At 37.2% G+C, this 22,658-nt stretch carries 23 protein-coding genes; 11 read left to right on the top strand and 12 right to left on the bottom strand.

What is annotated here, in order from left to right; all coding sequences use genetic code 11:
- Positions 1-56 precede the first annotated feature (56 nt).
- The 4 genes from ABXT71_RS11365 to ABXT71_RS11350 form a co-directional block, all read right to left on the bottom strand.
- The gene (locus ABXT71_RS11365; protein ID WP_415371474.1) at positions 57-950 is read right to left on the bottom strand and encodes a hypothetical protein; all 894 of its coding nucleotides are present in this window, start codon (positions 948-950) and stop codon (positions 57-59) included.
- A 334-nt stretch (positions 951-1,284) separates the two neighbouring features.
- Positions 1,285-3,801, bottom strand: coding sequence for a M14 family zinc carboxypeptidase (locus ABXT71_RS11360; protein ID WP_415371473.1), 2,517 nt, complete (start codon positions 3,799-3,801; stop codon positions 1,285-1,287).
- 253 nt (positions 3,802-4,054) lie between these two features.
- Positions 4,055-4,492 (bottom strand): PUR family DNA/RNA-binding protein, encoded by a 438-nt coding sequence (locus ABXT71_RS11355; protein WP_415371472.1) that lies wholly within the window; start codon positions 4,490-4,492, stop codon positions 4,055-4,057.
- A 62-nt stretch (positions 4,493-4,554) separates the two neighbouring features.
- Positions 4,555-6,309, bottom strand: a complete 1,755-nt coding sequence (locus ABXT71_RS11350; protein WP_415371471.1) for an ABC transporter ATP-binding protein — start codon at positions 6,307-6,309, stop codon at positions 4,555-4,557.
- A 170-nt stretch (positions 6,310-6,479) separates the two neighbouring features.
- On the opposite strand from ABXT71_RS11350, the gene ABXT71_RS11345 reads away from it, so the two are divergent.
- The 4 genes from ABXT71_RS11345 (at position 6,480) to yajC (ending at position 9,551) form a co-directional block, all read left to right on the top strand.
- Positions 6,480-7,580, top strand: a complete 1,101-nt coding sequence (locus tag ABXT71_RS11345; RefSeq protein ID WP_415371470.1) for a Glu/Leu/Phe/Val family dehydrogenase — start codon at positions 6,480-6,482, stop codon at positions 7,578-7,580.
- Between the two features lie 181 nt (positions 7,581-7,761).
- The gene (gene nusB, locus ABXT71_RS11340; RefSeq protein WP_415371469.1) at positions 7,762-8,706 is read left to right on the top strand and encodes a transcription antitermination factor NusB; all 945 of its coding nucleotides are present in this window, start codon (positions 7,762-7,764) and stop codon (positions 8,704-8,706) included.
- A 53-nt stretch (positions 8,707-8,759) separates the two neighbouring features.
- Positions 8,760-9,233, top strand: coding sequence for a DUF1573 domain-containing protein (locus ABXT71_RS11335; protein ID WP_415371468.1), 474 nt, complete (start codon positions 8,760-8,762; stop codon positions 9,231-9,233).
- A 24-nt stretch (positions 9,234-9,257) separates the two neighbouring features.
- A complete protein-coding gene (gene yajC / locus ABXT71_RS11330) occupies positions 9,258-9,551 on the top strand; it encodes a preprotein translocase subunit YajC (protein WP_415371467.1) in 294 nt (97 codons plus the stop codon).
- A 202-nt stretch (positions 9,552-9,753) separates the two neighbouring features.
- Here yajC and ABXT71_RS11325 read toward each other — a convergent pair whose 3' ends face one another.
- Genes ABXT71_RS11325 through recF form a run of 3 tightly spaced genes read right to left on the bottom strand, consistent with a single transcriptional unit; the run spans position 9,754 to position 11,617 of the window.
- Positions 9,754-10,050, bottom strand: a complete 297-nt coding sequence (locus ABXT71_RS11325; RefSeq protein WP_415371466.1) for a DUF721 domain-containing protein — start codon at positions 10,048-10,050, stop codon at positions 9,754-9,756.
- A gap of 26 nt (positions 10,051-10,076) precedes the next feature.
- Positions 10,077-10,499 (bottom strand): lipocalin family protein, encoded by a 423-nt coding sequence (locus ABXT71_RS11320; protein ID WP_415371465.1) that lies wholly within the window; start codon positions 10,497-10,499, stop codon positions 10,077-10,079.
- A gap of 38 nt (positions 10,500-10,537) precedes the next feature.
- Positions 10,538-11,617 (bottom strand): DNA replication/repair protein RecF, encoded by a 1,080-nt coding sequence (gene recF, locus ABXT71_RS11315; protein WP_415371464.1) that lies wholly within the window; start codon positions 11,615-11,617, stop codon positions 10,538-10,540.
- Between the two features lie 149 nt (positions 11,618-11,766).
- Between recF and ABXT71_RS11310 the strand changes: the two genes are divergently transcribed.
- The 7 genes from ABXT71_RS11310 to ABXT71_RS11280 all read left to right on the top strand — a co-directional run bounded on the left by ABXT71_RS11310 (position 11,767) and on the right by ABXT71_RS11280 (position 18,148).
- Positions 11,767-12,531 (top strand): tetratricopeptide repeat protein, encoded by a 765-nt coding sequence (locus ABXT71_RS11310; protein WP_415371463.1) that lies wholly within the window; start codon positions 11,767-11,769, stop codon positions 12,529-12,531.
- A gap of 53 nt (positions 12,532-12,584) precedes the next feature.
- Positions 12,585-13,082: a 6,7-dimethyl-8-ribityllumazine synthase gene (gene ribH, locus ABXT71_RS11305; RefSeq protein WP_415371462.1), complete on the top strand. Its 498-nt coding sequence runs from the start codon at positions 12,585-12,587 to the stop codon at positions 13,080-13,082.
- Positions 13,083-13,314: 232 nt separating this feature from the next.
- The gene (locus tag ABXT71_RS11300; protein WP_415371461.1) at positions 13,315-13,593 is read left to right on the top strand and encodes a riboflavin synthase subunit beta; all 279 of its coding nucleotides are present in this window, start codon (positions 13,315-13,317) and stop codon (positions 13,591-13,593) included.
- Between the two features lie 6 nt (positions 13,594-13,599).
- Positions 13,600-15,456 carry a DNA mismatch repair endonuclease MutL gene (gene mutL / locus ABXT71_RS11295; protein WP_415371460.1) on the top strand — a complete coding sequence of 619 codons (1,857 nt, stop codon included), beginning with the start codon at positions 13,600-13,602 and terminating at the stop codon, positions 15,454-15,456.
- Complete coding sequence (locus ABXT71_RS11290) at positions 15,456-16,202, top strand: rhomboid family intramembrane serine protease (protein ID WP_415371459.1); 747 nt, start codon at positions 15,456-15,458, stop codon at positions 16,200-16,202. Before mutL ends, ABXT71_RS11290 begins: the two co-directional genes overlap by 1 nt.
- Before the next feature lie 30 nt (positions 16,203-16,232).
- On the top strand, positions 16,233-17,099 hold the full coding sequence (locus tag ABXT71_RS11285) for a rhomboid family intramembrane serine protease (protein ID WP_415371458.1): 867 nt from the start codon (positions 16,233-16,235) through the stop codon (positions 17,097-17,099).
- On the top strand, positions 17,099-18,148 hold the full coding sequence (locus ABXT71_RS11280; protein WP_415371457.1) for an endonuclease/exonuclease/phosphatase family protein: 1,050 nt from the start codon (positions 17,099-17,101) through the stop codon (positions 18,146-18,148). The genes ABXT71_RS11285 and ABXT71_RS11280 overlap by 1 nt, the downstream gene beginning before the upstream one ends.
- Here the strand turns inward: ABXT71_RS11280 and ABXT71_RS11275 are convergent.
- The 5 genes from ABXT71_RS11275 to ABXT71_RS11255 are packed head-to-tail and all read right to left on the bottom strand — an operon-like array spanning position 18,145 to position 22,645.
- On the bottom strand, positions 18,145-18,774 hold the full coding sequence (locus tag ABXT71_RS11275; RefSeq protein WP_415371456.1) for a WbqC family protein: 630 nt from the start codon (positions 18,772-18,774) through the stop codon (positions 18,145-18,147). The genes ABXT71_RS11280 and ABXT71_RS11275 overlap by 4 nt on opposite strands.
- A 7-nt stretch (positions 18,775-18,781) precedes the next feature.
- A complete protein-coding gene (lepB, locus tag ABXT71_RS11270) occupies positions 18,782-20,404 on the bottom strand; it encodes a signal peptidase I (protein ID WP_415371455.1) in 1,623 nt (540 codons plus the stop codon).
- Between the two features lie 57 nt (positions 20,405-20,461).
- Positions 20,462-21,163: a 4-hydroxy-tetrahydrodipicolinate reductase gene (dapB, locus tag ABXT71_RS11265; RefSeq protein ID WP_415371454.1), complete on the bottom strand. Its 702-nt coding sequence runs from the start codon at positions 21,161-21,163 to the stop codon at positions 20,462-20,464.
- A complete protein-coding gene (locus tag ABXT71_RS11260) occupies positions 21,160-21,756 on the bottom strand; it encodes a DUF5683 domain-containing protein (RefSeq protein WP_415371453.1) in 597 nt (198 codons plus the stop codon). The genes dapB and ABXT71_RS11260 overlap by 4 nt, the downstream gene beginning before the upstream one ends.
- Positions 21,746-22,645: a ParB/RepB/Spo0J family partition protein gene (locus tag ABXT71_RS11255; protein ID WP_415371452.1), complete on the bottom strand. Its 900-nt coding sequence runs from the start codon at positions 22,643-22,645 to the stop codon at positions 21,746-21,748. Before ABXT71_RS11255 ends, ABXT71_RS11260 begins: the two co-directional genes overlap by 11 nt.
- Positions 22,646-22,658 lie beyond the last annotated feature (13 nt).

Raw genomic sequence — 22,658 nt, 5'->3', positions numbered from 1 at the left:
AACGGTCAAGCTAGATGTACAAGGTATATTTTCTCCTAATGTAAATTTTTATCGTATTAAAGCGCTGCTCTAAATATAAGATCTACTCCTAAAAAAAGTGAACTATCAAACTCTGCGTTAAGTCTGTTTCGGTCATCTCCTCCTACTTGAAAAGTAAGTACTTGTAATCCTATTGTATCTCCTTCATTGTAAACGCCATAATCTGTTGTGTCTAATCCTACTTTTCCGCGTAGAATAAGATTATTATCAAAAAAGCCATACGAGGTAAATAAAGCAAAGCGAATAGATTCTTCTTGTGTGTAAAAAAGAGATTGATTCTGTGCTAAATTATAAGATTTTACAGAGGTAAGTAGGTTAGCACCAACACTTAAATATTCAGTAAGTGAATAATTTACATCTGCACGAATAGGTAAAGTGGCATTGATATAAAACTTACTATTACTAGACTTGTACCATACTCCAACGAGCGGTGTTAATGTGGTTCCAAAGTTTTCGGATGACATATATGCACCAAATTTAAGTCCATATTTTGCTTTGTATTTTTTTTCAAATAATGCAAGACCTCCCATTTGAAAATCTTCTCCACCTATACCATCAAAGTCTGATGCAAATTTAGGTAATGCTACATAGGTACCACTCCAGTTGTTGCCATGTTTTATTTTCAGTCCTAGGTTTAACCGTGTCATGATAAGGTTCGTTCTGTTATCGGTGAATGTTAATCCTAATCTCGTGTTTTCGTAAGTAAAACCGGCAATAACTACCGCTTTATCGTTAATTGGTACTGGAAAATAGACTTCAGCAAGGGTATTTCCAACGGTTGTTTCCTGATCATTTTCTAGGTTCCCAAGGGTTGCACTATTATAAGACACTTTCACTAGATCGATATAATCTTGTGCATTCATGTTGCTTCCAGAAATAATGAATACTAATGCGATAATTGCTTTTTTCATAAGTTATATTTTTTAAAATAAGAATCGATTGGTTTTGTTTAAAAACTAGGAAACGAAGTTAAACAAATATTAGATACACCAAAAAAATATTTTCGGTGCTCTAGGTGAGTTTAATATCAAAAGAATCTAAGTTCCTTTGTAAACTTTAAATAAAGTCTACAGCGTTAGCCAAGGGCGTAAAATGGCGAGAATATTGAGATAAGACTATTAAATGAAAGTCTTGTTTTGCCTTCTGGCGAAAGTAAAGGGCACTTGAGTGATAGTTATTTGAGTATTTACCTTAGGTAAAAGAAACTCAGAAAATTAGAGAAATAGCCCATAGTATGATGTCATACTACATCTCATCACCAAAGAAAATCGCATTCATCAACAGTTTATTGGTGCCGTACCAGAAGGCTCTAAAGTTATGATTGTCAGTAAAATAAATAACGTTTCCTCTTCCCATGCTTCGTTGTTTATAGGCTGAGGTGTTACTTAACATACTCAAATTTGGTTTTGAGATATAACCCGCTAATAAAGGGTTTTCTGTATATTGAATAGGGTTTTTATAACTGTCCTTATCTGCTTCCATAAATAAAGTAGAGTTTCTAAAAACGGGTAGTGTACTGTTTTTATACCCAAAGGCAATAGGGTGGGAGCGGTCTAGTGTGGTTTCAAATATTGCGCCCCCTATTACTTGTGCACCACTATAATCACCCACTTGTTCAAATGAAATCGCTTTAGCAGAATCTTTCTTCGTTTCAAATTTAATTTTCATAAGCTCGCTTGAGTTCAACCATCGACCTGTGTTTTTATACGCGATTAACGTACCTCCATCTTGCACCCAATCTTTAATTTTCTCTGTAGTATTTTTATCAAAAGCACTTCCCCAACTGTTTGGGATAATGAGATCTGTATAACGGCTCAAATCTGTTCTGCCTAGATTTTTGGTGTCCAGCTTGGTAATATGCATATCGTAGCGCGTATCAAAAAGATGCCAGATCTCTCCAGAATCATACGGCGTGATTCCTTCACCAATAATCATGGCAACTTTAGGTTGCTCGAGCGCTCTAAACTGATTACTCCCCAGATCAATCCCTTGCGTCAAGCCTGTGGTCACTCCCGTAATAGTCACATTAGTTTCTTCGGAAATGTTCTGGATCATTTGACTCACCTCACTTGCAGTCATCTCTTGATTTTGTACGGGTATCATGATAGCACCGTAATCATATGTTTTTCCATCTACTGTAAAAGGTTTCATTCCTACTTTGGCACGCAATCCACTTGCTAAAATCTGGTTGAGGGCTTTAGGTGCGTAGTAATCATGCCACTCCATTATGTAGGCGTAGTTAGAGGCGTTCACCAATTCAATGGCTGGCTTCTCAAGCTTTATTATTTCTGCACCGGCCTGGCTCGTAGCACCATTCTCTGTGTAGTCTACGTTAAAGGCTAAAGGAAAAGACCAAGCACTAATGTCATAAAACAAACTATCCTTAAACTTCGTTCGCTTTTCAAACATTGCATTAATTAATCTAATTTGTTTTTGATTTTTCGGAACCACATACGCCGCACCTTTTCGGTACTTTTTACCTTCTATGGTTGCATCACCTTTCAATTCGTGAACAGTGATTTTGTGACGTTTTAATATTTCGGCTAAATGATATGCTTTGTTCGCATCTTTCTCATCACCAAAAACAATGGCACTGGATTTACCTTCGTTTCTTGCTTCTTTGAAAAACTGGCGTTGGTAATCCAAAATTTCGGTGCGCATATTTTGGGCAGCTTCTAGGGTGGACAAAGCCGCCGTAAATTGGTTGCGAATGGTAAACGGAAACGTCAATATCCCATTGTCAGTTTCTTGTGCATGGCCTCGTGAAGAGGCTTGCTCAAAAAGAATCCCAATGCTTCCATTGATATCTGGAAAAGTGCTTCCTTTTCCGTAGTAAAAATCGTCAAAGCTTTCTTCTGTATAATAAAAACTACCAATTTTATCTAAAGCCTTAGCGTGAAATTTAGCAATATCACCTGTTAAGTCTTGGTTCTTCTGAGGTGTCAATGGATGTGTTCTCGAAGGAATTCCTGGCTGAAAAAAGAAACTCGCATTAGATCCCATTTCGTGATGATCTGTCAAAATGTTTGGATACCAATCGTGAAACGTATTGATGCGCGCACGACTTTCTGGAAGTTGTACAGGCAACCAATCTCGGTTCATATCAAACCAATAGTGATTGGTACGACCTCCAGGCCATACTTCATCATACTCACGATCATTAGGATCTGGATTGATGTTTTGTGACTTGTGCATATTTGCCCAATAGGCAAAACGCTGCAATCCATCTGGGTTATAGGAAGGGTCAAGTAAAATGACGGTGTTGTTTAATAGTTCGTTCATTTTAGGCCCTTGTGCCGCTGCTAAATAATAAGCCAAAGCGAGAGAGGCGTTAGATCCGCTAGATTCGTTACCGTGGATAGAAAAACCTTGATAGACAACTATTGGCATTTCCGAAGTATTTTGGGATGCGCCATTGCTTTCAGTTAAGGCAAGGTGGTTTTGCTTTATGGTATCTATATTGTTATGATTGGTGGGACTCGTAACCGTAAGTAGAAGCAGCGGTCTGCCTTCAAAAGTCTCGCCTCGATCTTCTATCGTGATCCTATTACTGGCAGCAGCAACGGCGTATATATATTGCACTAACTTATCGTGAGAAATATGCCAATCGCCTATTTGATAACCAATAACCTGCTCTGGAGTCGGGATATTTTTATCATACGTGACGTCACTTGGAAGGTAGTATTCTAGATCAACTTGGTAGTCTTGTGCGCTACTCAAATAACTAACTAAGAGTAGAAGGATTGGGAAGATATTTTTCATTCTTTAAAAATAGTGAAAAAGAATACGAGTTCAAACTAGAATTAAAGAAGATGAATTTAGAATCTCAATACAGAAGCCTTAGGGAGGTGGGATAATACTTTACTATTTATGATTGACATTTCTATCACTCTGAACCTGTCAAGGGGCAACAAATGTACTTCGACAGGCTCCACTTGTTCATCATAAAATTTCAGAAACAAAGAACCACTTCTTTTCAGAAGTGGTTCTCATATGAATTAGCTTTGGTTTCTATTTATATATCGTCAAAATCGATATCTGTAAAGCGACTTCCTGCCGGTTGATCCAGTGTTGCTCCTGCAGATGCTGCAGAATCTGGAGCTCCGGGTGCTATATTAGCATCAGCAACTGTTGCTACCTCTGGCTTCGCTTCTCTTACATAGTCCTTCTGGTGACGTTCACTTATTACTTCTTCTCCTTTTTCATCAATCACGTATTGAATCATCTCATTTACGTTCTCTTTAAACTCCATAAAATCTTCTTTATACAGATAGATTTTGTGTTTTTTATAGTGAAAAGAACCATCATCGTTTGTAAATTTCTTGCTCTCTGTAATTGTTAGGTAGTAATCTCCTGCCTTTGTAGATCTTACATCAAAGAAGTAGGTGCGTCTTCCCGCACGCATTACTTTGCTAAAAATCTCCTCTTGCTCCATCGAATAATTATCGCTCATTTTTTTTGTTTTGTTATTTGATTGTCCAAATCTAAAAAAAAATGTCACAAACTAACACTATTTTATATTTCTTTTTCAAGAAGTTGTTTTGCATACAACTCCTTGTAATAACCGTCTTTGTTTACAAGGTCATTATGAGTTCCTTGCTGTAAGATGCTCCCGTCTTCTAGCACTATAATTTTACCTGCATTTTTTGCAGAGGAGACTCTGTGACTAACGATAACCACCGTTTTGTTTGACGAAATTTTATTGAGGTTTGTCAAGATCTCTTCCTCTGTCTCTGTGTCTACTGCAGAAAGGCAATCATCAAACAATAGTATTTCTGGATCTTTGATAATGGCTCTAGCAATTGCCACTCGTTGTTTTTGCCCCCCACTTAAGGTGATGCCTCGTTCACCTAGAATGGTATCGTAGCCTTTAGAAAAACCAATAATATTGTCGTGAACCGCCGCTTTTTTAGCAGCTTCAATTACTTCTTCGTCTGTTGCATTTTCTTTTCCGAACTTAATATTGTTACGTATCGTATCACTAAACAAAAATGCATCTTGTGGCACATAGCCTATATTGTTTCTCAATGCATTTAAATTGAGGGCTGCAATGGTTGTGTCGCCTATTAGTAAAGTGTTCTCTGGAACATCATACAATCGACCTATCAGTTCTAGGATGGTAGATTTTCCAGATCCTGTATTCCCAATAATCGCTAATGTCTCACCAGGATGTACCGTAAACGAAACATTTTTTAAGGCCGTGATATGGGTATCATCGTAGGTAAATGAAAGATTTCTCAATTCTATTTTTCCTGTGATAGGCGTTGCTGCTTGTGTATGGTTTACAATTTCTGGCGCTGTATTTAAAAACTCATTTATTCTTTTTTGAGAGGCTTCAGCTTGCTGTACCATAGAGGTTACCCAGCCTACTACTGCTACTGGCCACGTGAGCATATTTACATAAATAAGGAATTCAATAATGGTTCCTATTTCGGCAATCTGACCGTTTATGTATCTCGATCCCCCTATATAAACTACCAGAATATTACTTAAGCCAATGAGCAAAATCATTAAAGGGAAAAACAAGGCTTGTATGCGAGCTAGATCTACGTTCTTTTCCTTACTCGTTTCTGCTAGGTCTGCAAATTGTGCGTTGATTGCTGGCTCAATACCGTATGCTTTAATCACAGAAACACCACTAAAGCTCTCTTGTGTAAACGTCGTTAGCTTTGATAAATACTGTTGGACAACCGTACTTTTTTTGTGAATAATACGGCTTAACTGATAAATAGCCACAGACAATATAGGGAGTGGAGCAATCGCATATAATGTTAATACGGGTGCCTGAGAAAACATGTACGAAATCGTGACAATGAATAAGGTAATCGTAGTGGTACTATACATCAAGGCGGGGCCTGTATACATCCTAACTTTAGATACATCTTCGCTAATCCGGTTCATTAAATCTCCTGTGCGGTTTTGTTTATAGAAACTTAAAGAGAGTTTTTGGTAATGCTGGTAGACATCGTTTTTCAAGTCGTACTCAATATAACGAGAAACGACTATAAACGTTTGACGCATCATAAAGGTGAAAAATGCTGACAGTATGGTAGCCCCAAGGAGAATTAAAATTCCTTCTTGTAATCCAGCTTTCATAATTTCTTCGGAAATGTTCCCGTCTAGATAATCCTTGATAAAGTTGACACTATCGCCAATCTTCATAGGTACCACCAACTTGAATGCCGTAGCGATTATTGTAATAATAAAACCAAGAACTAGACGTCCTCTGTATTTCTTAAAATATGTATTAATGCGTCGTAGTTCTTTCATAAAACTTGTAAGAAGCTAGCCTTGTAACTTTGTGTTAAGACAAATATTGCCAAATATCTAGCGAAATAATTTACTAACAAATTCGCAATTTACATACTAGTGTATTGCGAATTACTTGATTATAATGTAATTTTGCCCGACCTTTTTAAGGATATTCTAAACCTAAAAATATGACAACAGACGTAGTACAGGCAAATGAGCTACATAAAATAGACCCGGTATTCGGTCAACTATCTTTTGACAATCACGAGCAAATTGTGTTTTGCAATGACAAAGATACTGGTTTAAAAGCAATAATAGGAATTCATAATACCGTTTTAGGGCCGGCTTTAGGAGGTACCAGAATGTGGAATTATAATAGTGAATGGGATGCTGTAAATGATGTCTTGAGACTCTCAAGAGGGATGACTTTTAAGTCTGCAATCACAGGATTAAACTTAGGAGGTGGCAAGGCTGTTATTATGGGAGATTCAAAAACACAAAAGACGCCAGAGTTGATGTTAAAGTTTGGTGAGTTTGTGCACTCACTAGGGGGTCGATACATTACTGCAGAAGATGTAGGGATGGCTACAAGTGATATGGATCTTGTCCGCACCGTAACACCTTACGTTACGGGTATTTCTGAAGAAAAAGGGGGTGCAGGTAACCCTTCTCCAATAACTGCATATGGTGTGTTTATGGGGATGAAAGCTGCTGCTAAGTATAAGTTTGGTAGTGATCTACTAGAAGATAAGGTGGTTTATGTTGAAGGAATAGGGAATGTAGGAGAATCCCTTGTGGAGCACTTAACCAACGAAGGAGCAAAAGTGGTGATTGCAGATATTAATCAAAGCCGTTTAGAAGAAGTGAGAGATCGTTACAGTGTAGAGATCTATAGAGGCAAAGACTTACATGAAGAACAAATGGATATCTATGCGCCGTGTGCCCTAGGAGCGACCATAAATGACACAAGCATTAACAAGTTAAAAGCTAAGATAATTGCGGGAGCTGCCAATAATCAACTGGAGAATGAAATAAGCCACGGAAAAATGCTGCAGGCTAAAGGGATTGCTTATGCACCAGATTTCTTGATTAATGCAGGCGGCATCATTAATGTGTATGCAGAGCTTGAAAACTATGGAAAGCAAGAGATTATCAGAAAAACAGAAAATATTTATAATACAACGCTAGAAATTTTCAGTAAAGCTGATAGTTTAGGCTTAACAACACATCAGGCTGCAATGGCAATTGCACGTTCTCGTATTAAAGCAAGAAAAGCAGAAAATAAATAAATGTTTTAAGGAATAAATAACCTTATATTTGCAGCCCATAAGAAACCCTTATAGCTATTAGTTAAACTCAATTTTATTTTTAAAATGAGTCCTTTAAACGAATCCCACGGAAGCGTGTGATATAATATAGACCCAATGTTCGGATTTGTACTATTTCCGAAGTAAAAAAGTTCTTTTAAATATGCTCACCAGAAGACATATACGTATTAAAGTAGTGCAATCTATTTATGCTTTTGATCAGACCGAAAATCGTGATCTGGACAAGCAAGAAAAGTTTTTGCATTATAGTATAGACCAAATGCACGATCTATATGTGCTTTTATTGCAGGTGCTTGTAGAAATGCAAAAACACCAGGATGCATATATGAAAAAATCGCAGCAGAAGCATCTTGCTACCGACAGCGAGAAAAACCCAAGTAGAAATTTTATTGATAATAAGCTGATAGATCTGATAGCGCATCATCAGGGACTGCAGGAAACAGTACATAATAGAAAGTTAGATTACTGGTCGCTAGATGATGAGTATATCTCGATTCTATTGAAAGACTTACGTCAGCGTGATTTTTACTCTAATTACTTAAAACTTAAAGACCCAAGCTTTACAGATGATAAGGAGTTTGCCGTGTGTGTTTATAAAGAGGTGATTGCGCCTAATGATAAGCTATATGAGTATCTAGAGGACAAACGTCTTACTTGGGTTGATGATTTTGCGATCGTGAACACTGCCTTGGTAAAGGTGCTCAATAAACTAAAAGAGACAAATGCAGAGTCTTCTTTAATCCCAGATTTGTATAAAAACGAAGACGATCGTGATTTTGCGACTACATTGTTTAGAAAAGTAGCGCTGAACGACGAGAAGTTAGGACAAATGATTGAGGGTAAAACGCCTAATTGGGACCAAGACCGAATTGCTGATGTAGATATGATTATCATTAAAATGGGAATTGCAGAGTTTTTATACTTCCCGTCTATTCCTACAAGAGCGACTATCAACGAGTACCTAGAGATTGCTAAAGAATATTCTACTCCTAAGAGTAGTATCTTCATCAACGGTATTCTTGACAAGCTGGTTAAGGAGTTGGCTGCCTCTGAAGAACTTAATAAAATAGGGCGTGGGCTTCTGTAAAAGCCAAAAAAATTTTCTTACTTTTACGTTTTTAAAAAATAAATATGTTAAATATGAAAAAATCAATTTTATTAGTAGCAATACTAGCGGCATTCACATTTACTTCTTGTAAGGACAATGCAGCAGAAAAAGTAAACGTAGAAAATGTAGCAGAAGCCGCAGATCGCGATGCAACAGCAGGTAATTTTCCAAAAATGGAATTTACACAAACAACACACGATTTTGGAAATATCGTACAAGGAACTCCAGTTGAGCATAAATTTACTTTCACAAATACAGGGAATGCTCCTTTAGTTATTGTGGATGCAAAATCTAGCTGTGGATGTACAGTACCAGAATTTACTAAAGAACCAGTTGCGCCAGGTGCTACAGGAGAGCTTTTAGTAAAATTTAATGGTAGTGGCAAAAACCAAGTAAGTAAAGCAGTGACTATTACTGCAAATACTGCTGCTGGTAAAGAAACGTTAACAATCAAAGCTTTTGTTGAAGCTAAAGATGCAGCTGCGGGAAGTAGCGTTATTCAATAAGCTAACAACATAACAATAGAACAAATGGGAGATATCACGAGTTTTTTACCAATGATCCTTTTATTTGCAGTGATGTATCTTTTCTTGATACGGCCGCAAATGAAGAAGCAAAAGAAAGAGAAAAGTTTTGCTAAAGAGTTGAAAAAAGGAGATAAAGTAGTCACTAAAAGTGGATTACACGGTAAAGTACTAGATCTTAATGCAGACGGAACTTGTATTATAGAATCTGGAGCGGGAAAATTAAAGTTTGAAACTTCTGCCATATCAATGGATATGAGTGCGAAGATGAACGCGCCGCTAGTTATCAAAGAGAAATAATCTCATTTAACAAATAGTAAAACCCGCTTCTTTTAATTAAGAAGCGGGTTTTTTGTATCATAAATTTTGATAATTGAGAGATGGGGTAATTGAGTTTTCTCTCTTTGTTTTCGCTGAGGGTGGCTTTTATGTTATTAAGTAATATTAGGTGCTTTCTTTGTGTTCTCTTTCTCTCCGTGGTTTATCTGCAATTGGCTTCGTATTACCGTAACACCAATTTCCTTACCACTTCTTTCTGCATTTTACCATTAAGTAGGTCGATAATCTTCAATTTACCGTAGCTTAATTCTTCACGTAATACAGAAGAACTCAAAGAGACATATAAGGTATCACGGTCAAGTACGACTCCTGTTGTATATTTAACTATCGGGGCACCCATAACAGATTCCCAAGCTTGTGAGACAGACACCTGGTCTAAGCCTTTATCTAATCTATTTGACGCTATAAACTCCTGTAAGACACTCTTAATATCACGTTCCCCGTTTTTTCTTTTTGCCATCTTTAGTGCCCACGTAGGTGGGTATATTATTTAGTTTTAAGTGAGAAAGGAGTGAAAGTCTTGTAGGTAAACACCTTACCGTCTCTGTTCTTTACACGCATTTTATCACTGCTTAGTTCTAGTATTTCTTCTTCCCAAGCGTCGTAAGGAGTTTTGTACGCTAGCATAAACTTGTTGCCTTGTTCAAGGGAGAATTCTTCTGTGGCGCTATTATTTATAAAGCTCCCGTCAAATTGCGGTTTTACTTTGCTTCGCGTCCCGTTACTTCCATTTATTTCAATAAAATCTACAATTGCATTTACTGTATAATCTCTTTCCGTGCCGTCTTCAAGGGTTACGCTCGTGATTTCCCAGTAACCGTTTAAGTCATCGGTTTGTATAGGGGAGGAGCAGCTGGTTAGTGTAGCTGTCGCAAAAATAACAAGGGTGTAAAGGCTGTTCAGTTTCATTCTTATTTTATTATATCGCCTAGCGGCTTTATTAATTTTTACAACTTAAAAAATTTATAACTCTGACTTACCTTTTTCACCACGGCCTCTGTTCTGTCTGCGTGGGTATCGCTTATAAAAAGCTGGCCAAAATTCTCATCATCTACCAGTTTAATAATATGAGCCACGCGCTCTTCATCGAGCTTGTCAAAAATATCATCTAACAACAGAATAGGATGCACCTTGTGGACGTTTTTGATAAAATCAAATTGCGCTAGTTTTAAAGCGATCAAAAATGACTTCTGTTGTCCTTGACTCCCAAATTTCTTTATAGGATGGGTGTCAATGCTAAACAAAAGATCGTCCTTGTGCGTACCTATAGAAGTATACTGAGACATCTTGTCTTTGTTTACATTTTGCTGCAAGAGTGTCACCATTTCACCTTCTTCAAGTTGACTTTTATACTCAAGTCCTACGGTTTCGTTTCCACTAGAGATGGCGGCATACTTTTCTAAGAAGATAGGCGTAAACTCTTTTAAAAACTCCGTTCTGCTTTTATGGATGCGTTCGCCTAGTTCGCTTAATTGTAAATCATAGACGGCTAGTGTGTCTTTATTCCAAGCGTGGTTTACTGCAAAATACTTTAATAAAGAATTTCGCTGCACTAGTATTTTGCCATAAGCAAGAATGTCCTTAAGGTAGTGAGAATTTCCTTGAGAAATCACACCATCCATAAATTTTCTACGAGTTTCGCTTCCTTCTACGATCAAGTCTCTATCTGCGGGCGATATCATCACAAGGGGTAAAAAACCTATGTGGTCACTAAATTTAGTGTATGCCTTTCCATTACGCTTTATTACTTTTTTTAGGTTCTTTTTTGCACTCACCACTATTTTTTCTGGACGTTCTGCTTTGACGTATTGTCCTTCGACAACGAAGAATTCTTCACCGTGTCTTATGTTTTGTCCAGTGATGGGATTAAAATAACTTTTGCCAAAACTTAAGTGATAGATTGCATCCAGCGCATTCGTCTTTCCCACACCATTATGACCAGTAAAACAATTAATGTTTGGGTCAAACTCAAAAGTTTGGGCTTCAAAGTTTTTATAGTTTATAAGGGAGAGGTTTTTTAAAATCATAGAAATCAGTAGTTTGCAGTGATACGGGTATTGAATGATTCCTGTTTCCGAAGCAAAAAAAGTAGACTGCAAAATATCTAAAAATAAGGAATAATTTATCTTTTAAATTGATATAAAAAATTTATTTTTGCTCCTCATTAAACAACATTATGGCTACATATAAAAAAAGAGGATATAAACCAAAGACGAAGGTTGAGAAGCAAGACGATCTTGAGGATGGAAGTGCAACGGCAGAGGTTTTTAACACCTTAGACGAAGGGGCATCGAGAACCGAAGCTTGGGTTGAGAAGAACCAAAAAGTAATCTTAGGGATTGTTGGTGTAGTAGCCATCTGCGTATTAGGTTATTTAGCTTTTGATCAGTTTATCCAGAAGCCTAAAGAGGCTGAGGCATCAAACGAGATTTTCCAAGCACAAAAATATTATGAGCAAGCCTTAACGGCAGAAGCTTCAGATTCTTTGTACGTGCGTTCTTTAAACGGTGGTGAAGGAAAATTAGGAATGCTAGACATTATTGGTGAGTACGGAAGTACAGAGGCAGGAAATATGGCAAGATACTATGCTGGCGTTTCTTACTTAAATATGAATGATTACCCTAACGCAATCAAATATCTTGACGATTTTAAAAGTGATGATATCTTAATGGGTGCTGTTGCCAAAGGAGCAATTGGTGACGCTTTTATCCAGTTAAACCAGAAAGAAGATGCGCTTAAGTATTACGAGCAAGCGGCTTCATTTAATGCAAACGAATTTACAACACCGAAGTTTTTATTAAAAGCAGGTGTGCTAGCAATAGATATGGGGAATGCAAGTGCTGCAATTAAACATTTAACAGCATTAACTGAAACGTACCCAACATCTATAGAAGCAACAAAAGCTACTGCATACTTAGGTAGAGCAGAGGCAATGAAATAAATATTGTTACCCGCGCAGGTGGGTGTTAGATACTCACATTTGTGAGCACAAATATGGCAACAGTAAATAAAAATTTATCTGAATACGATAAAGCAACCATCCCAAACGCGAAAAATTTTCGGTTTGGGATTGTTGTTTCAGAATGGAATGATGATGTGACAGAGGGACTCTTTCAAGGAGCTTTTGACGCGATTTTAGATTGTGGTGGTATCAAAGATAACATCGTGCGGTGGAATGTACCAGGGAGCTTTGAGCTCATCTACGGTTGCAAAAAAATGCAACATAGTTACGATATGCTTGACGCCGTCATCGCTATAGGTTCTGTAATTCAAGGAGAAACCAAGCATTTTGATTTTGTTTGTGATGGGGTTACCCAAGGCATTAAAGATTTAAATGTACATAGTGATATTCCCGTAATTTTTTGTGTTCTTACAGATAATAACAAGCAGCAGTCGCTAGACCGCAGTGGAGGCAAGCATGGTAACAAAGGAACAGAAGCAGCGATTGCAGCAATTAAAATGGCGCAACTTCGTAAAGACGCTAATTTCTAGGACGTTTTAACGTAGGACTGTTTCCAATAAGTTTATCTCCTTGTAATAAGGCAACTATTTAACGCTTTAGTCTTTTCTCTTTCAGTCCCTAAGCTTCATGGAGGTCTTTCCGTTATCAACGAAGCGGTCTTTTTTCTCAACGCAAACAATGGAACAGTAATTGTTTAAAAGAACAATGGCAGGCGCTGTTAAGTCCTGTTCATTTTGTCTATTTTTACTAAAGAATACTATTATGGGATTTTTAAAGCGCACCAATAAAAAGTTTGATTACGAACCTCGTCATTATGAGAGCGATAAGGATGGAAGCCCATTTGCAATGGAACAGAAGTTTGATAAATTTCGTCATACTATTGGATCTGGTAAAGGGATGAAAGGGAACTTTAGCCAAGCACTTACAGAATTAAAAGAGACAAAAGCAAAAGGTGCTAATAGAATCATCCTTATTTTAATAATGGTATTTGTTATTTTATTTTTATGGATCATTGATTTTGATCTATCTATCTTTTCATAATACCCTATGATCAATCGCATCCAGTTACTTCCGGATCACGTTGCTAACCAAATCGCTGCCGGAGAAGTAGTACAAAGACCTGCTTCTGTTGTAAAGGAGCTGTTAGAGAATGCAATAGACGCTGGAGCTTCTACAATTACACTTGTTATAAAAGATGCCGGAAAAACACTTATCCAAGTGATAGATAACGGTATGGGAATGAATGTGACAGATGCGCGATTAGCTTTTGAACGTCACGCGACTTCAAAAATTAAAGCAGCAGAAGATTTATTTAATTTACACACAAAAGGCTTTAGGGGTGAAGCGCTTGCTTCTATAGCAGCCATTGCTCACGTCGAACTTAAAACAAAAACAGCAGATGATGATGTGGGTACTCAAATCTGTATAGAAGGCAGTGAGGTATCCAGTCAAGAAGTTGTGGTTACCCCTAAAGGCTCTACAATTTCAGTAAAAAACTTATTTTATAACATTCCAGCACGCCGTAATTTTTTAAAAAGTAATCCCGTAGAAACGAGACATATCATTGATGAGTTTCACAGAGTTGCCCTTGCGCACCCAGACTTGGATTTTACCATGATTAATAATGGGAGTGATGTCTTTAAATTACCAGGCTCAAATCTTCGTCAGCGTATTGTAAATATACTTGGGACAAAAACCAATGAAAAATTAGTACCCGTTACAGAAGAGACTGACATTGTAAAGGTAAACGGATTTGTCATTAAGCCAGAATTTGCAAAGAAGAGCAGAGGGGATCAATATTTTTTTGTGAATAATAGGTTTATAAAGAGTCATTATTTACATCACGCAGTAGCCGCTGCCTTTGCGGGTTTAGTTAAAGACGGCTCTCAACCTGGCTACTTTTTGTTCTTAGATGTAGATCCAAAGTCTATTGACATTAACATACACCCAACAAAAACTGAAATAAAATTTGACGATGAGCACGCTATTTATGCGATGCTTAGAGCAACCATAAAACATAGTCTGGGTCAATTTAACATTGCGCCTATCATTGATTTTACTAAAGACAATGGCTTTGATACACCATATTCATACAGTAAAAAACCACCAACAGCACCGACAATTGAAGTAGATAGAGACTTTAATCCCTTTAAGACCGAGCCTAGGCAGGGGAATATTAGTTTTCCTTACAAGCGAGAAAAAGCGCCTGTTTGGGAAGCTCTTTATGCGGGTTTAAAAAGCGAAAGCTCCCTTATAGATGCAGACACCATCAATACAACCCACTTGCAGTTTGAGAGTGATCCAGAAAATGGGCGCTTGTTTGATGATACGGAAGCAGATAGCACGCACGGTACATTTCAGCTACAAAATAAATATATAATAAGTCCGATAAAAAGTGGTTTACTAGTCATACACCAGCATCTCGCGCACCAACGTGTGTTGTATGAGGAGTTATTAAAAAACATAACAGTACAAGAAGCGGTAAGCCAGCAGCTATTGTTTCCACTGTGTTTATCATTCTCAAAAAAAGAGGTGACGGCATTAAAAAAAGTAAAAGAGCAACTAGAGCATACGGGTTTTGTGTTTGGAAACTGGAAAGCAGAGGAGATAGAGGTAAGCGGGGTTCCAGTATCAGTTTTAGAAAGTCAAGCTTCGGAAATATTAAACCAACTATTAGAAGATCTGCAAAACGAAGTTCCGGATGCTTCATTTAGTTTGAATGATTTACTTGCAAAAAGTATGGCGAAAAGTATGGCTGTAAAAACAGGAGTGGCTATGCATAAAGGAGAGCAAGAGCATTTGGTGCATCAGCTTTTTGCGTGTAAAGAACCTAGCGTGTCACCAGATAACAGACCAGTGTTGATTACGATGGATGTGAACGATTTTGATAAAAAATTTAATTAATGGGAAGGTTAACAGAGACAGTAAAGATACTAATCATTTTAAATGTACTGTTTTTTGGGGCGAAGCTATTCAATCCAGAATTTATGGATCGTATGTTCTCGTTGTACTATTTTGAAAATCCAAATTTCAATGTATGGCAGCCAGTGACCCATATGTTTATGCATGGCGATATTATGCATATATTATTTAATATGTTCGGTTTATATATGTTTGGTTCTCCCCTTGAAAAAGTTTGGGGTAGAAACAAATTTATATTCTTCTACTTTTCAGCGGGCTTAGGAGCTGCATTGATACATTCACTAGTAGGGTATTTTCATGTACATCAAGGAATAGATGTGTTATTAAGTCTAGGAGAAAGTAAGTTGACCATTATGGAGATGTTGAACAATACCACAGGTGAGGGCTCTTATAGAGAAATACAAGCAGTTGGACTCGACGTCGAATCTTTCTTTAGTTCTTGGAATGTGCCAGCACTGGGTGCATCTGGGGCTGTTTATGGAGTTTTGGTCGCCTTTGGATTAATGTATCCAAATACAGGCTTGATGTTAATATTTTTCCCGGTACCAATCAAGGCAAAATACTTTATTCCGGGTATTTTAATTATGGACATTGTAGGGGGTCTCACTGGAAATTCAATCTTAGGTCAAAACATAGCGCACTGGGCACATATAGGAGGCGCACTATTTGGATTCATAATGGCTTATTACTGGAAAAAGAATAGTATGGATAACACACGCTGGGATTAATAAACGGTACCCGTCTTAACAAAAAAACATATGGCAACAGGAAGTCTAGCATATCATTGGAAAACACAAAATATCGCGATCAAATTGATTGTGATCAATGTACTTGTGTTCTTACTGCTGCATTTAGGTTCTTTTCTATTTGCAATGGAACCAGCATATTTGACGCGTTGGTTAGTGTTACCTGAAGAAGTAATGGACTTCATAGTCCAACCATGGTCTTTTCTGACCTATAGTTTTATACACTTTGATTTTTTCCATCTGCTTTTTAATATGATTTGGTTACATTTCTTTTCTAGATTTGTACTCAATATTTTTCCACCTAAAAAGTATCTCACGATATACTTGCTAGGAGCTATGGTAGGTGGGTTAATGTATGTATTATCATACAATGTTTTCCCTGTCTTTGAAGGGACACAAAGTTACTTAATAGGAGCTTCAGCTTCTGTGACGGCTATTATGGTTTTTATAGCTACATATACGCCTAACACGGCGTTCAGAATCTTTAAATGGACCATAAAGCTTTGGCATATCGCTTTATTTATTTTTATCTATGATTTAATACGGTTGCCTATAGGCGGTAACGCCGGAGGGATGTTGGCGCATTTTGGAGGGGCTGTATTTGGCTATATCTATGCACGTCAGTTATTAAAGGGAAACGATCTAGGTGTTTGGTTTGAAAATAGTATGGATTGGTTTTCAGATTATTTTAAAACTAAAAAACAAAAGCCATTTAAAAAAGTACATCGCAATAAGAAAGGAACCTCGCGCGGTAAATCTCAAGTGTCAGATCATCAAAAGAAAGTAGATGCCATTCTTGATAAAATAGGGAAGAGTGGTTATGATAGCTTGACCAAGGCTGAAAAAGATTTTTTGTTTAAAGCAGGGAAAGATAACTAATGAAAAAATTAGGTCTATTTAACAAGTTCATATTCTTCATAAACAGCATCGTAGCCGTGCTGCTTATGTTGTCTTTTATGTTGCCTTATGTATCGCCTAAAAGTTTTCCTACCTTAAGTGTTTTAAGCCTCTTAGTGGCGCCATTACTTATTATAAATGGAATTTTTATTATTTACTGGTTGCTTCGACTTCGGAAGCAGTTTCTATTGTCTGCCATCCTAATCGTTCTCGCGTTTTTACATTTTAATTCATTTTATAAATTTAGTGATAGCATTTCCGAAGTAGCATTCAAAAACGAACTAAGCATACTTTCTTATAACGTGCATTTGTTTAACGCTTATAGCGGTGGAAACCTTAAGAAATCTGAATTACTTTTTAATGAAATAATAAATAACTATGCTCCAGATATAATATGTCTCCAAGAGTTCAATGATGCACACGCGCCAAAGATGAATGGCTACCCTTATGTTTATGAGCATTTTAAATCTAGTGCGCGAAAAAATGGTTCCCTAACAAAAAAAGCATTGGGTCATGCGATTTACTCTAAATACCCTTTAATAAACAAAGGCGCTTTTGACTTTAATAGAACTACTAATAATACCTTGTATGTAGATCTCGTTAAGGGGAAGGATACTATTAGACTTTATAACCTACATTTGAAATCTATAGGGATTTTACCGAGTATGAGCGCCCTGCAAGAAGGCGATAAAGAGAAATTAATAGCTAGAATTTCAAATGCTTTTAAAGTACAAACCAACCAAGTGGATGCCATCTTAAATCATAAGAATGAAAGTCCGTACCCAGTAATTATTGCGGGAGATTTTAACAATACTGCCTTCTCTTATATTTATAATCAATTAACAAAGGGGATGCACGATGCCTACTCTGAATGTGGTGGTGGTTTAGGAACTACCTTTAATTTTGATGGGTATCCATTGCGAATCGATTATATATTAGCTCAAACAAACTTCGAAGTACTTTCGTTTAAAACCATTGAAAATAAATTTTCGGATCACCTACCTATACTGGCTACTTTGGGCTGGGATTAAAAAGGCAGTATTAATTTCTCTAAATACGAGATAGCATTTGTGCCTTCAGTAAAAAGTAAATCAAGAATACTCAAATTAGGTAAGAATTCATTACGGTCACTGAACACTTGGATGTAGGTAGGGAATTCAATTTCTAAATCCTTTTTTGCACTGATACTGTTTCTAGCGTCAATCACATCTTTTGGTTCCTTAGTGTATGCTGACGTAAAACTCCACTCGGTGTCAATACCTATTAATTCGCAAATTTCTTTATGGATATTAATGTTATGTTCAAATAGAGAAGTCACGGGTTCTTCAAAAAGATGCACGATCTCGTCTGCATAATATTCAAAGAAAGGGGAAGTGCTGTAAGCTGTTTGTAGGGATTTCCAATGATGTGATTGCCAGGGAACATCATTTTCTACCCCAACATCTTTATATTTTTCACGCAGCCCTTTTGTGTGCAGCACAGGTACATTAAGTAGCAGCGTTCCTTGGGTATGTGAAATATAGGCCCGGTTGCGATAGGTCTGTTTCTGGTAATTATCGTTCGCTTCAAAGACGATGTGATCCGCCTGTGCTACAAGTGCCATCTGAGCGATAGATGGAAAATAGGCTGGGTGAATTAAAACAGTGCCTTTGCGCATGTCCGGTTTATTTTTTAGCAGACTTTCTTCGTTTCCAAAAGAAGTTACCACCTATTAAAAGTACAATCCCAATCAATACATACCTAAGATATGATACGGGGCTGCCATCACCACCTACCGTGGTAAATAAACGTTCCCAACGAACCTTGTTTGCAAATCCTTTAGCATTGCCATCCCAACTCATCCATACCAATACTGGCTTTCCTACTACGTGATTAAAAGGAACGTAACCCCAAGATCGAGCATCTTGTGAGTTGTTTCTGTTATCTCCCATCAACCAGTAATAATCCATTTTAAATGTGTAGTCTTTAATAAGAGTTCCGTTTAATAGAACTTCGGTACCATTTTGAGTAATTTTATTATCGATTCCCATTTCAGTTCCTTCGTACACTTCAATTATTCTTTTATAAAAAGGAATACTTTCTATATTAATCTCCACAGTTTTTCCAGCTTCTGGAATGTAGATTGGACCAAAGAAATCATTGGTAAAAGAATAAGAAATATCATTTGGAAACAAACCAACACCTCTTTCATCTTTAGTTGATCTAGCCGACAGCACATCTAGTACGTCTGGGTGCTTTTTTATTAGTTCGAATGCTTTATCTGTAAGATGTGCGGTATACGTATAAACACCAGTTTCTCTATCTAATGCGGTGGCATACATATCACTTACATTATACCGATCCGAAAAATATTGATTTGGCTGATTTAAAAAATTTCCTTGCGGATCTTTTTTAACTAGAATTTTTTTAGAGAAAATTTTATACGCAAATTGAAGTTTTGCGCGCTCAGGTAATACATTCGGTTTTCCGTTAATAAAAACGCGTCCATCTCTTACTTCAAGGGAATCTCCTGGAAGACCAACACATCTCTTGACATAATTAGATTTCTTATCAATTGGTTTTTGCACACTTCCTCGCATGGTTCTTGGGTTAATATCTACTAAGGTGTCAACAGGCCAATTGAAAACTACAATATCATTGTGCTTAATTTTTTGAAAACCAGGAAACCTAAAATATGGAATCTGAGGTTCGTCACTATAAGATTTTACTCCAGCCACAGGAATGGTATCATGTACCATAGGGAAGGCAATAGGCGTCATAGGAGTTCTTGCTCCATAGTGAAACTTACTCACAAATAAGAAATCTCCTACTAATAATGTTTTCTCTAAAGAAGAAGTTGGGATTGTAAATGGTTGCATCACATACGTATGCACTATTGTAGCTGCAACTACTGCAAACAGGATCGAACTTATCCATTCTCCAGCTGCTGAGCCAGGTTGTAAACTTCTGTCTTCAATGTAGCTTAGCTCTTGCGTATATGCAATGTAATAGGTATAAAGACCACAGGTGAAAATAGCCAATAATGTATCTGCGGTTGAGTTACGACCAAAACTTCTGATGGTCTCTACCCATACCACGGGAAATATAATCAAGTTTACAACAGGAATAAATAGTAATATCGTCCACCACCAAGGGCGATTGATAATTTTCATCAACACAACTGCATTGTACACGGGTACCCCTGCTTCCCACGTCTGTCTTCCTGCCTTTACATATAATTTCCACGTTCCTAAAAAGTGCACGACTTGTATCACTAAAACGAAAATTAACCATCCTGTCCAACTCATATTATTGTTTCTATTTGCTGTTTATACAGCTATTTTTATTTTTAAGTTTTCAACTTACTACTTCATGCCCAAAACGTCTTTCATCGTAAAAACACCTTTTTTTCCTGTAAGCCATTCTGCGGCTAGGATCGCTCCTAATGCAAACCCATCTCTACTATGTGCTTCGTGGGTGATACGCAGCGTATCAACTTTTGATTCATAACTTACAGTATGTGTTCCCTTTACATCCGCTATTCTTTTTGCTGAAATATTCAGCACGTCATCATTGTTATTTTCTAAGGCCCAGATATCACGTTTTGAAAATTTCAGCAAATCTTCTGCCAGTGTGATTGCGGTACCACTTGGGGCATCTTTCTTTTCTGTATGATGAATTTCTTCTATATGCGGAATATACTCAGTGTATGGTTCCATCAATTTCGCAAGGTAGTTATTCAAATCAAAAAAGATATTTACTCCTACGCTAAAATTAGACGCATAGATAAAACTTCCGTTACAATTTTTACAGGCTTCTATGACTGAATTGTAATTATCTAACCATCCAGTTGTCCCAGAGACCACCGGAATTGTATTATTAAAACACTGTGTAATATTTAAAACAGCTCGTTCTGGTGTTGAAAACTCTATAGCAACATCAGCTTTTTTAAGTTCGCCTGTTGTTTCTGTGGTTGAAGAAGTATACACAATCTCGTGTCCTTTTTCTTTTGCCAACCGTTCTATGGTTTTACCCATTTTTCCGTATCCTAGAATCGCTATTTTCATTTGAGCGTATAAGTTAAAGAGAGGGTGTAATTTGGCTTTGTAGTAAACTTGTTCATATCAAATTTAGGCCCAACAGATAAGTCATCACTAATATCATATTGTCTTAAATGTGCGTCCACATTGGCATCTATTATATTTAACGCATAAAAAGCTATGACCGTAATTATGCTGTAATCTTTATTTTTTTGCGCACCTCGCTGTGCATTGATCAAACGTTCATTTGAGATAATAGCTACGGCACCATCACCAAAAAATTCGTCATCCGTAAATCCAGCAAGTCTTCTTTTGTAAGCATCTCTAAACCGTGTATAATCATTCTGATTCTGAATATAGAAATATACACCTGTTGCCATACCAGCATAAATGATAGGAATTTTCCAGTATTTTTTATTGTAAGCTTGTCCCAATCCTGGGATTGCTGCAGAGTAGAAGGCGGCTCGAGAGGGGGCTAGTGGGTCATATACCTCTGTTGAAACTACCGTGTCTCTTGCAACGATAAAGGGTTCGTCGAGAACACGCTTGTCCTCGTCAATCTGCCCGATTGCAGAAAGCGAACACAAAAATAACAGGATGTAGAATCCTTTATTTTTCACCTTTAATTTGTTTTAAGATGCGTTCAAAATCTTCTTTACTTGTAAAAGGGACCACAAGCTGCCCTTTTCCATTTGCCGAAACTTTTATATTTACTTTACTATCTAAATATTCTGACAGCGAGCTTTGAGCTTCTTTAGCAAACGCAGGTGTCTCTTTTTTCTTGGAGGCAGTTCCTGTTTCAGCATTTTTGAGAAGACGCACAATTGCTTCGGTTTCTCTTACTGAAAGTTTATTGCTTAATATCTTTTCGTAGATGTCTAACTGCACATCTTGTTCTTCTACATTAATCAAGGCACGACCATGTCCCATAGATATAAACCCATCACGCATTCCGGTTTGTATAATTGGGTCTAGCTTTAAAAGTCGTAAATAATTAGTAATCGTTGATCGGTTTTTACCCACACGATCACTCATTTCTTCTTGCGTCAAGTCTATTTCTTCTATTAATCGCTGGTAGGATAATGCAATTTCTATAGGATCAAGATCTTCACGTTGTATGTTTTCAACAAGTGCCATTTCTAACGACTCTTGGTCGTTAGCAATCCGTATATATGAAGGAATCGTTTCAAGTCCAATCAATTTTGACGCTCTAAAACGACGTTCCCCACTGACTAGTTGATACTGGTTATATCCTAATTTTCGTACCGTAATAGGCTGAATAACACCAAGCTCTTTAATAGAAGATGCAAGTTCGCGTAATGAGTCTTCGTTAAAACTAGTACGAGGCTGAAATGGGTTCATCTCGATACTAGTTAAATCTAGTTCTACGATACTTCCTACCACTTTGTCTGCGTTCTTGTCGTTTGCAGATTGTATATCGTTAGCGGGATCCTTCAGCAATGCTGAGAGTCCGCGTCCTAATGCTTGTTTTTTTGTTGCTTTTGCCATCTTTTTGCCCACG

Source organism: Patiriisocius sp. Uisw_047, from assembly GCF_047730165.1.
Lineage (GTDB): Bacteria > Bacteroidota > Bacteroidia > Flavobacteriales > Flavobacteriaceae > Patiriisocius.
The sequence above is the reverse complement of the archived record's forward strand: the minus strand, read 5'-3'. Positions and strand labels throughout refer to the sequence as shown.

Bases quoted from the DNA above. Each gene is read 5' to 3' on its own strand.
- ABXT71_RS11365 (WP_415371474.1), bottom strand. From the start codon at position 950: ATGAAAAAAGCAATTATCGCATTAGTATTCATTATTTCTGGAAGCAAC.
- ABXT71_RS11360 (WP_415371473.1), bottom strand. From the start codon at position 3,801: ATGAAAAATATCTTCCCAATCCTTCTACTCTTAGTTAGTTATTTGAGT.
- ABXT71_RS11355 (WP_415371472.1), bottom strand. From the start codon at position 4,492: ATGAGCGATAATTATTCGATGGAGCAAGAGGAGATTTTTAGCAAAGTA.
- ABXT71_RS11350 (WP_415371471.1), bottom strand. From the start codon at position 6,309: ATGAAAGAACTACGACGCATTAATACATATTTTAAGAAATACAGAGGA.
- ABXT71_RS11345 (WP_415371470.1), top strand. From the start codon at position 6,480: ATGACAACAGACGTAGTACAGGCAAATGAGCTACATAAAATAGACCCG.
- nusB (WP_415371469.1), top strand. From the start codon at position 7,762: ATGCTCACCAGAAGACATATACGTATTAAAGTAGTGCAATCTATTTAT.
- ABXT71_RS11335 (WP_415371468.1), top strand. From the start codon at position 8,760: ATGAAAAAATCAATTTTATTAGTAGCAATACTAGCGGCATTCACATTT.
- yajC (WP_415371467.1), top strand. From the start codon at position 9,258: ATGGGAGATATCACGAGTTTTTTACCAATGATCCTTTTATTTGCAGTG.
- ABXT71_RS11325 (WP_415371466.1), bottom strand. From the start codon at position 10,050: ATGGCAAAAAGAAAAAACGGGGAACGTGATATTAAGAGTGTCTTACAG.
- ABXT71_RS11320 (WP_415371465.1), bottom strand. From the start codon at position 10,499: ATGAAACTGAACAGCCTTTACACCCTTGTTATTTTTGCGACAGCTACA.
- recF (WP_415371464.1), bottom strand. From the start codon at position 11,617: ATGATTTTAAAAAACCTCTCCCTTATAAACTATAAAAACTTTGAAGCC.
- ABXT71_RS11310 (WP_415371463.1), top strand. From the start codon at position 11,767: ATGGCTACATATAAAAAAAGAGGATATAAACCAAAGACGAAGGTTGAG.
- ribH (WP_415371462.1), top strand. From the start codon at position 12,585: ATGGCAACAGTAAATAAAAATTTATCTGAATACGATAAAGCAACCATC.
- ABXT71_RS11300 (WP_415371461.1), top strand. From the start codon at position 13,315: ATGGGATTTTTAAAGCGCACCAATAAAAAGTTTGATTACGAACCTCGT.
- mutL (WP_415371460.1), top strand. From the start codon at position 13,600: ATGATCAATCGCATCCAGTTACTTCCGGATCACGTTGCTAACCAAATC.
- ABXT71_RS11290 (WP_415371459.1), top strand. From the start codon at position 15,456: ATGGGAAGGTTAACAGAGACAGTAAAGATACTAATCATTTTAAATGTA.
- ABXT71_RS11285 (WP_415371458.1), top strand. From the start codon at position 16,233: ATGGCAACAGGAAGTCTAGCATATCATTGGAAAACACAAAATATCGCG.
- ABXT71_RS11280 (WP_415371457.1), top strand. From the start codon at position 17,099: ATGAAAAAATTAGGTCTATTTAACAAGTTCATATTCTTCATAAACAGC.
- ABXT71_RS11275 (WP_415371456.1), bottom strand. From the start codon at position 18,774: ATGCGCAAAGGCACTGTTTTAATTCACCCAGCCTATTTTCCATCTATC.
- lepB (WP_415371455.1), bottom strand. From the start codon at position 20,404: ATGAGTTGGACAGGATGGTTAATTTTCGTTTTAGTGATACAAGTCGTG.
- dapB (WP_415371454.1), bottom strand. From the start codon at position 21,163: ATGAAAATAGCGATTCTAGGATACGGAAAAATGGGTAAAACCATAGAA.
- ABXT71_RS11255 (WP_415371452.1), bottom strand. From the start codon at position 22,645: ATGGCAAAAGCAACAAAAAAACAAGCATTAGGACGCGGACTCTCAGCA.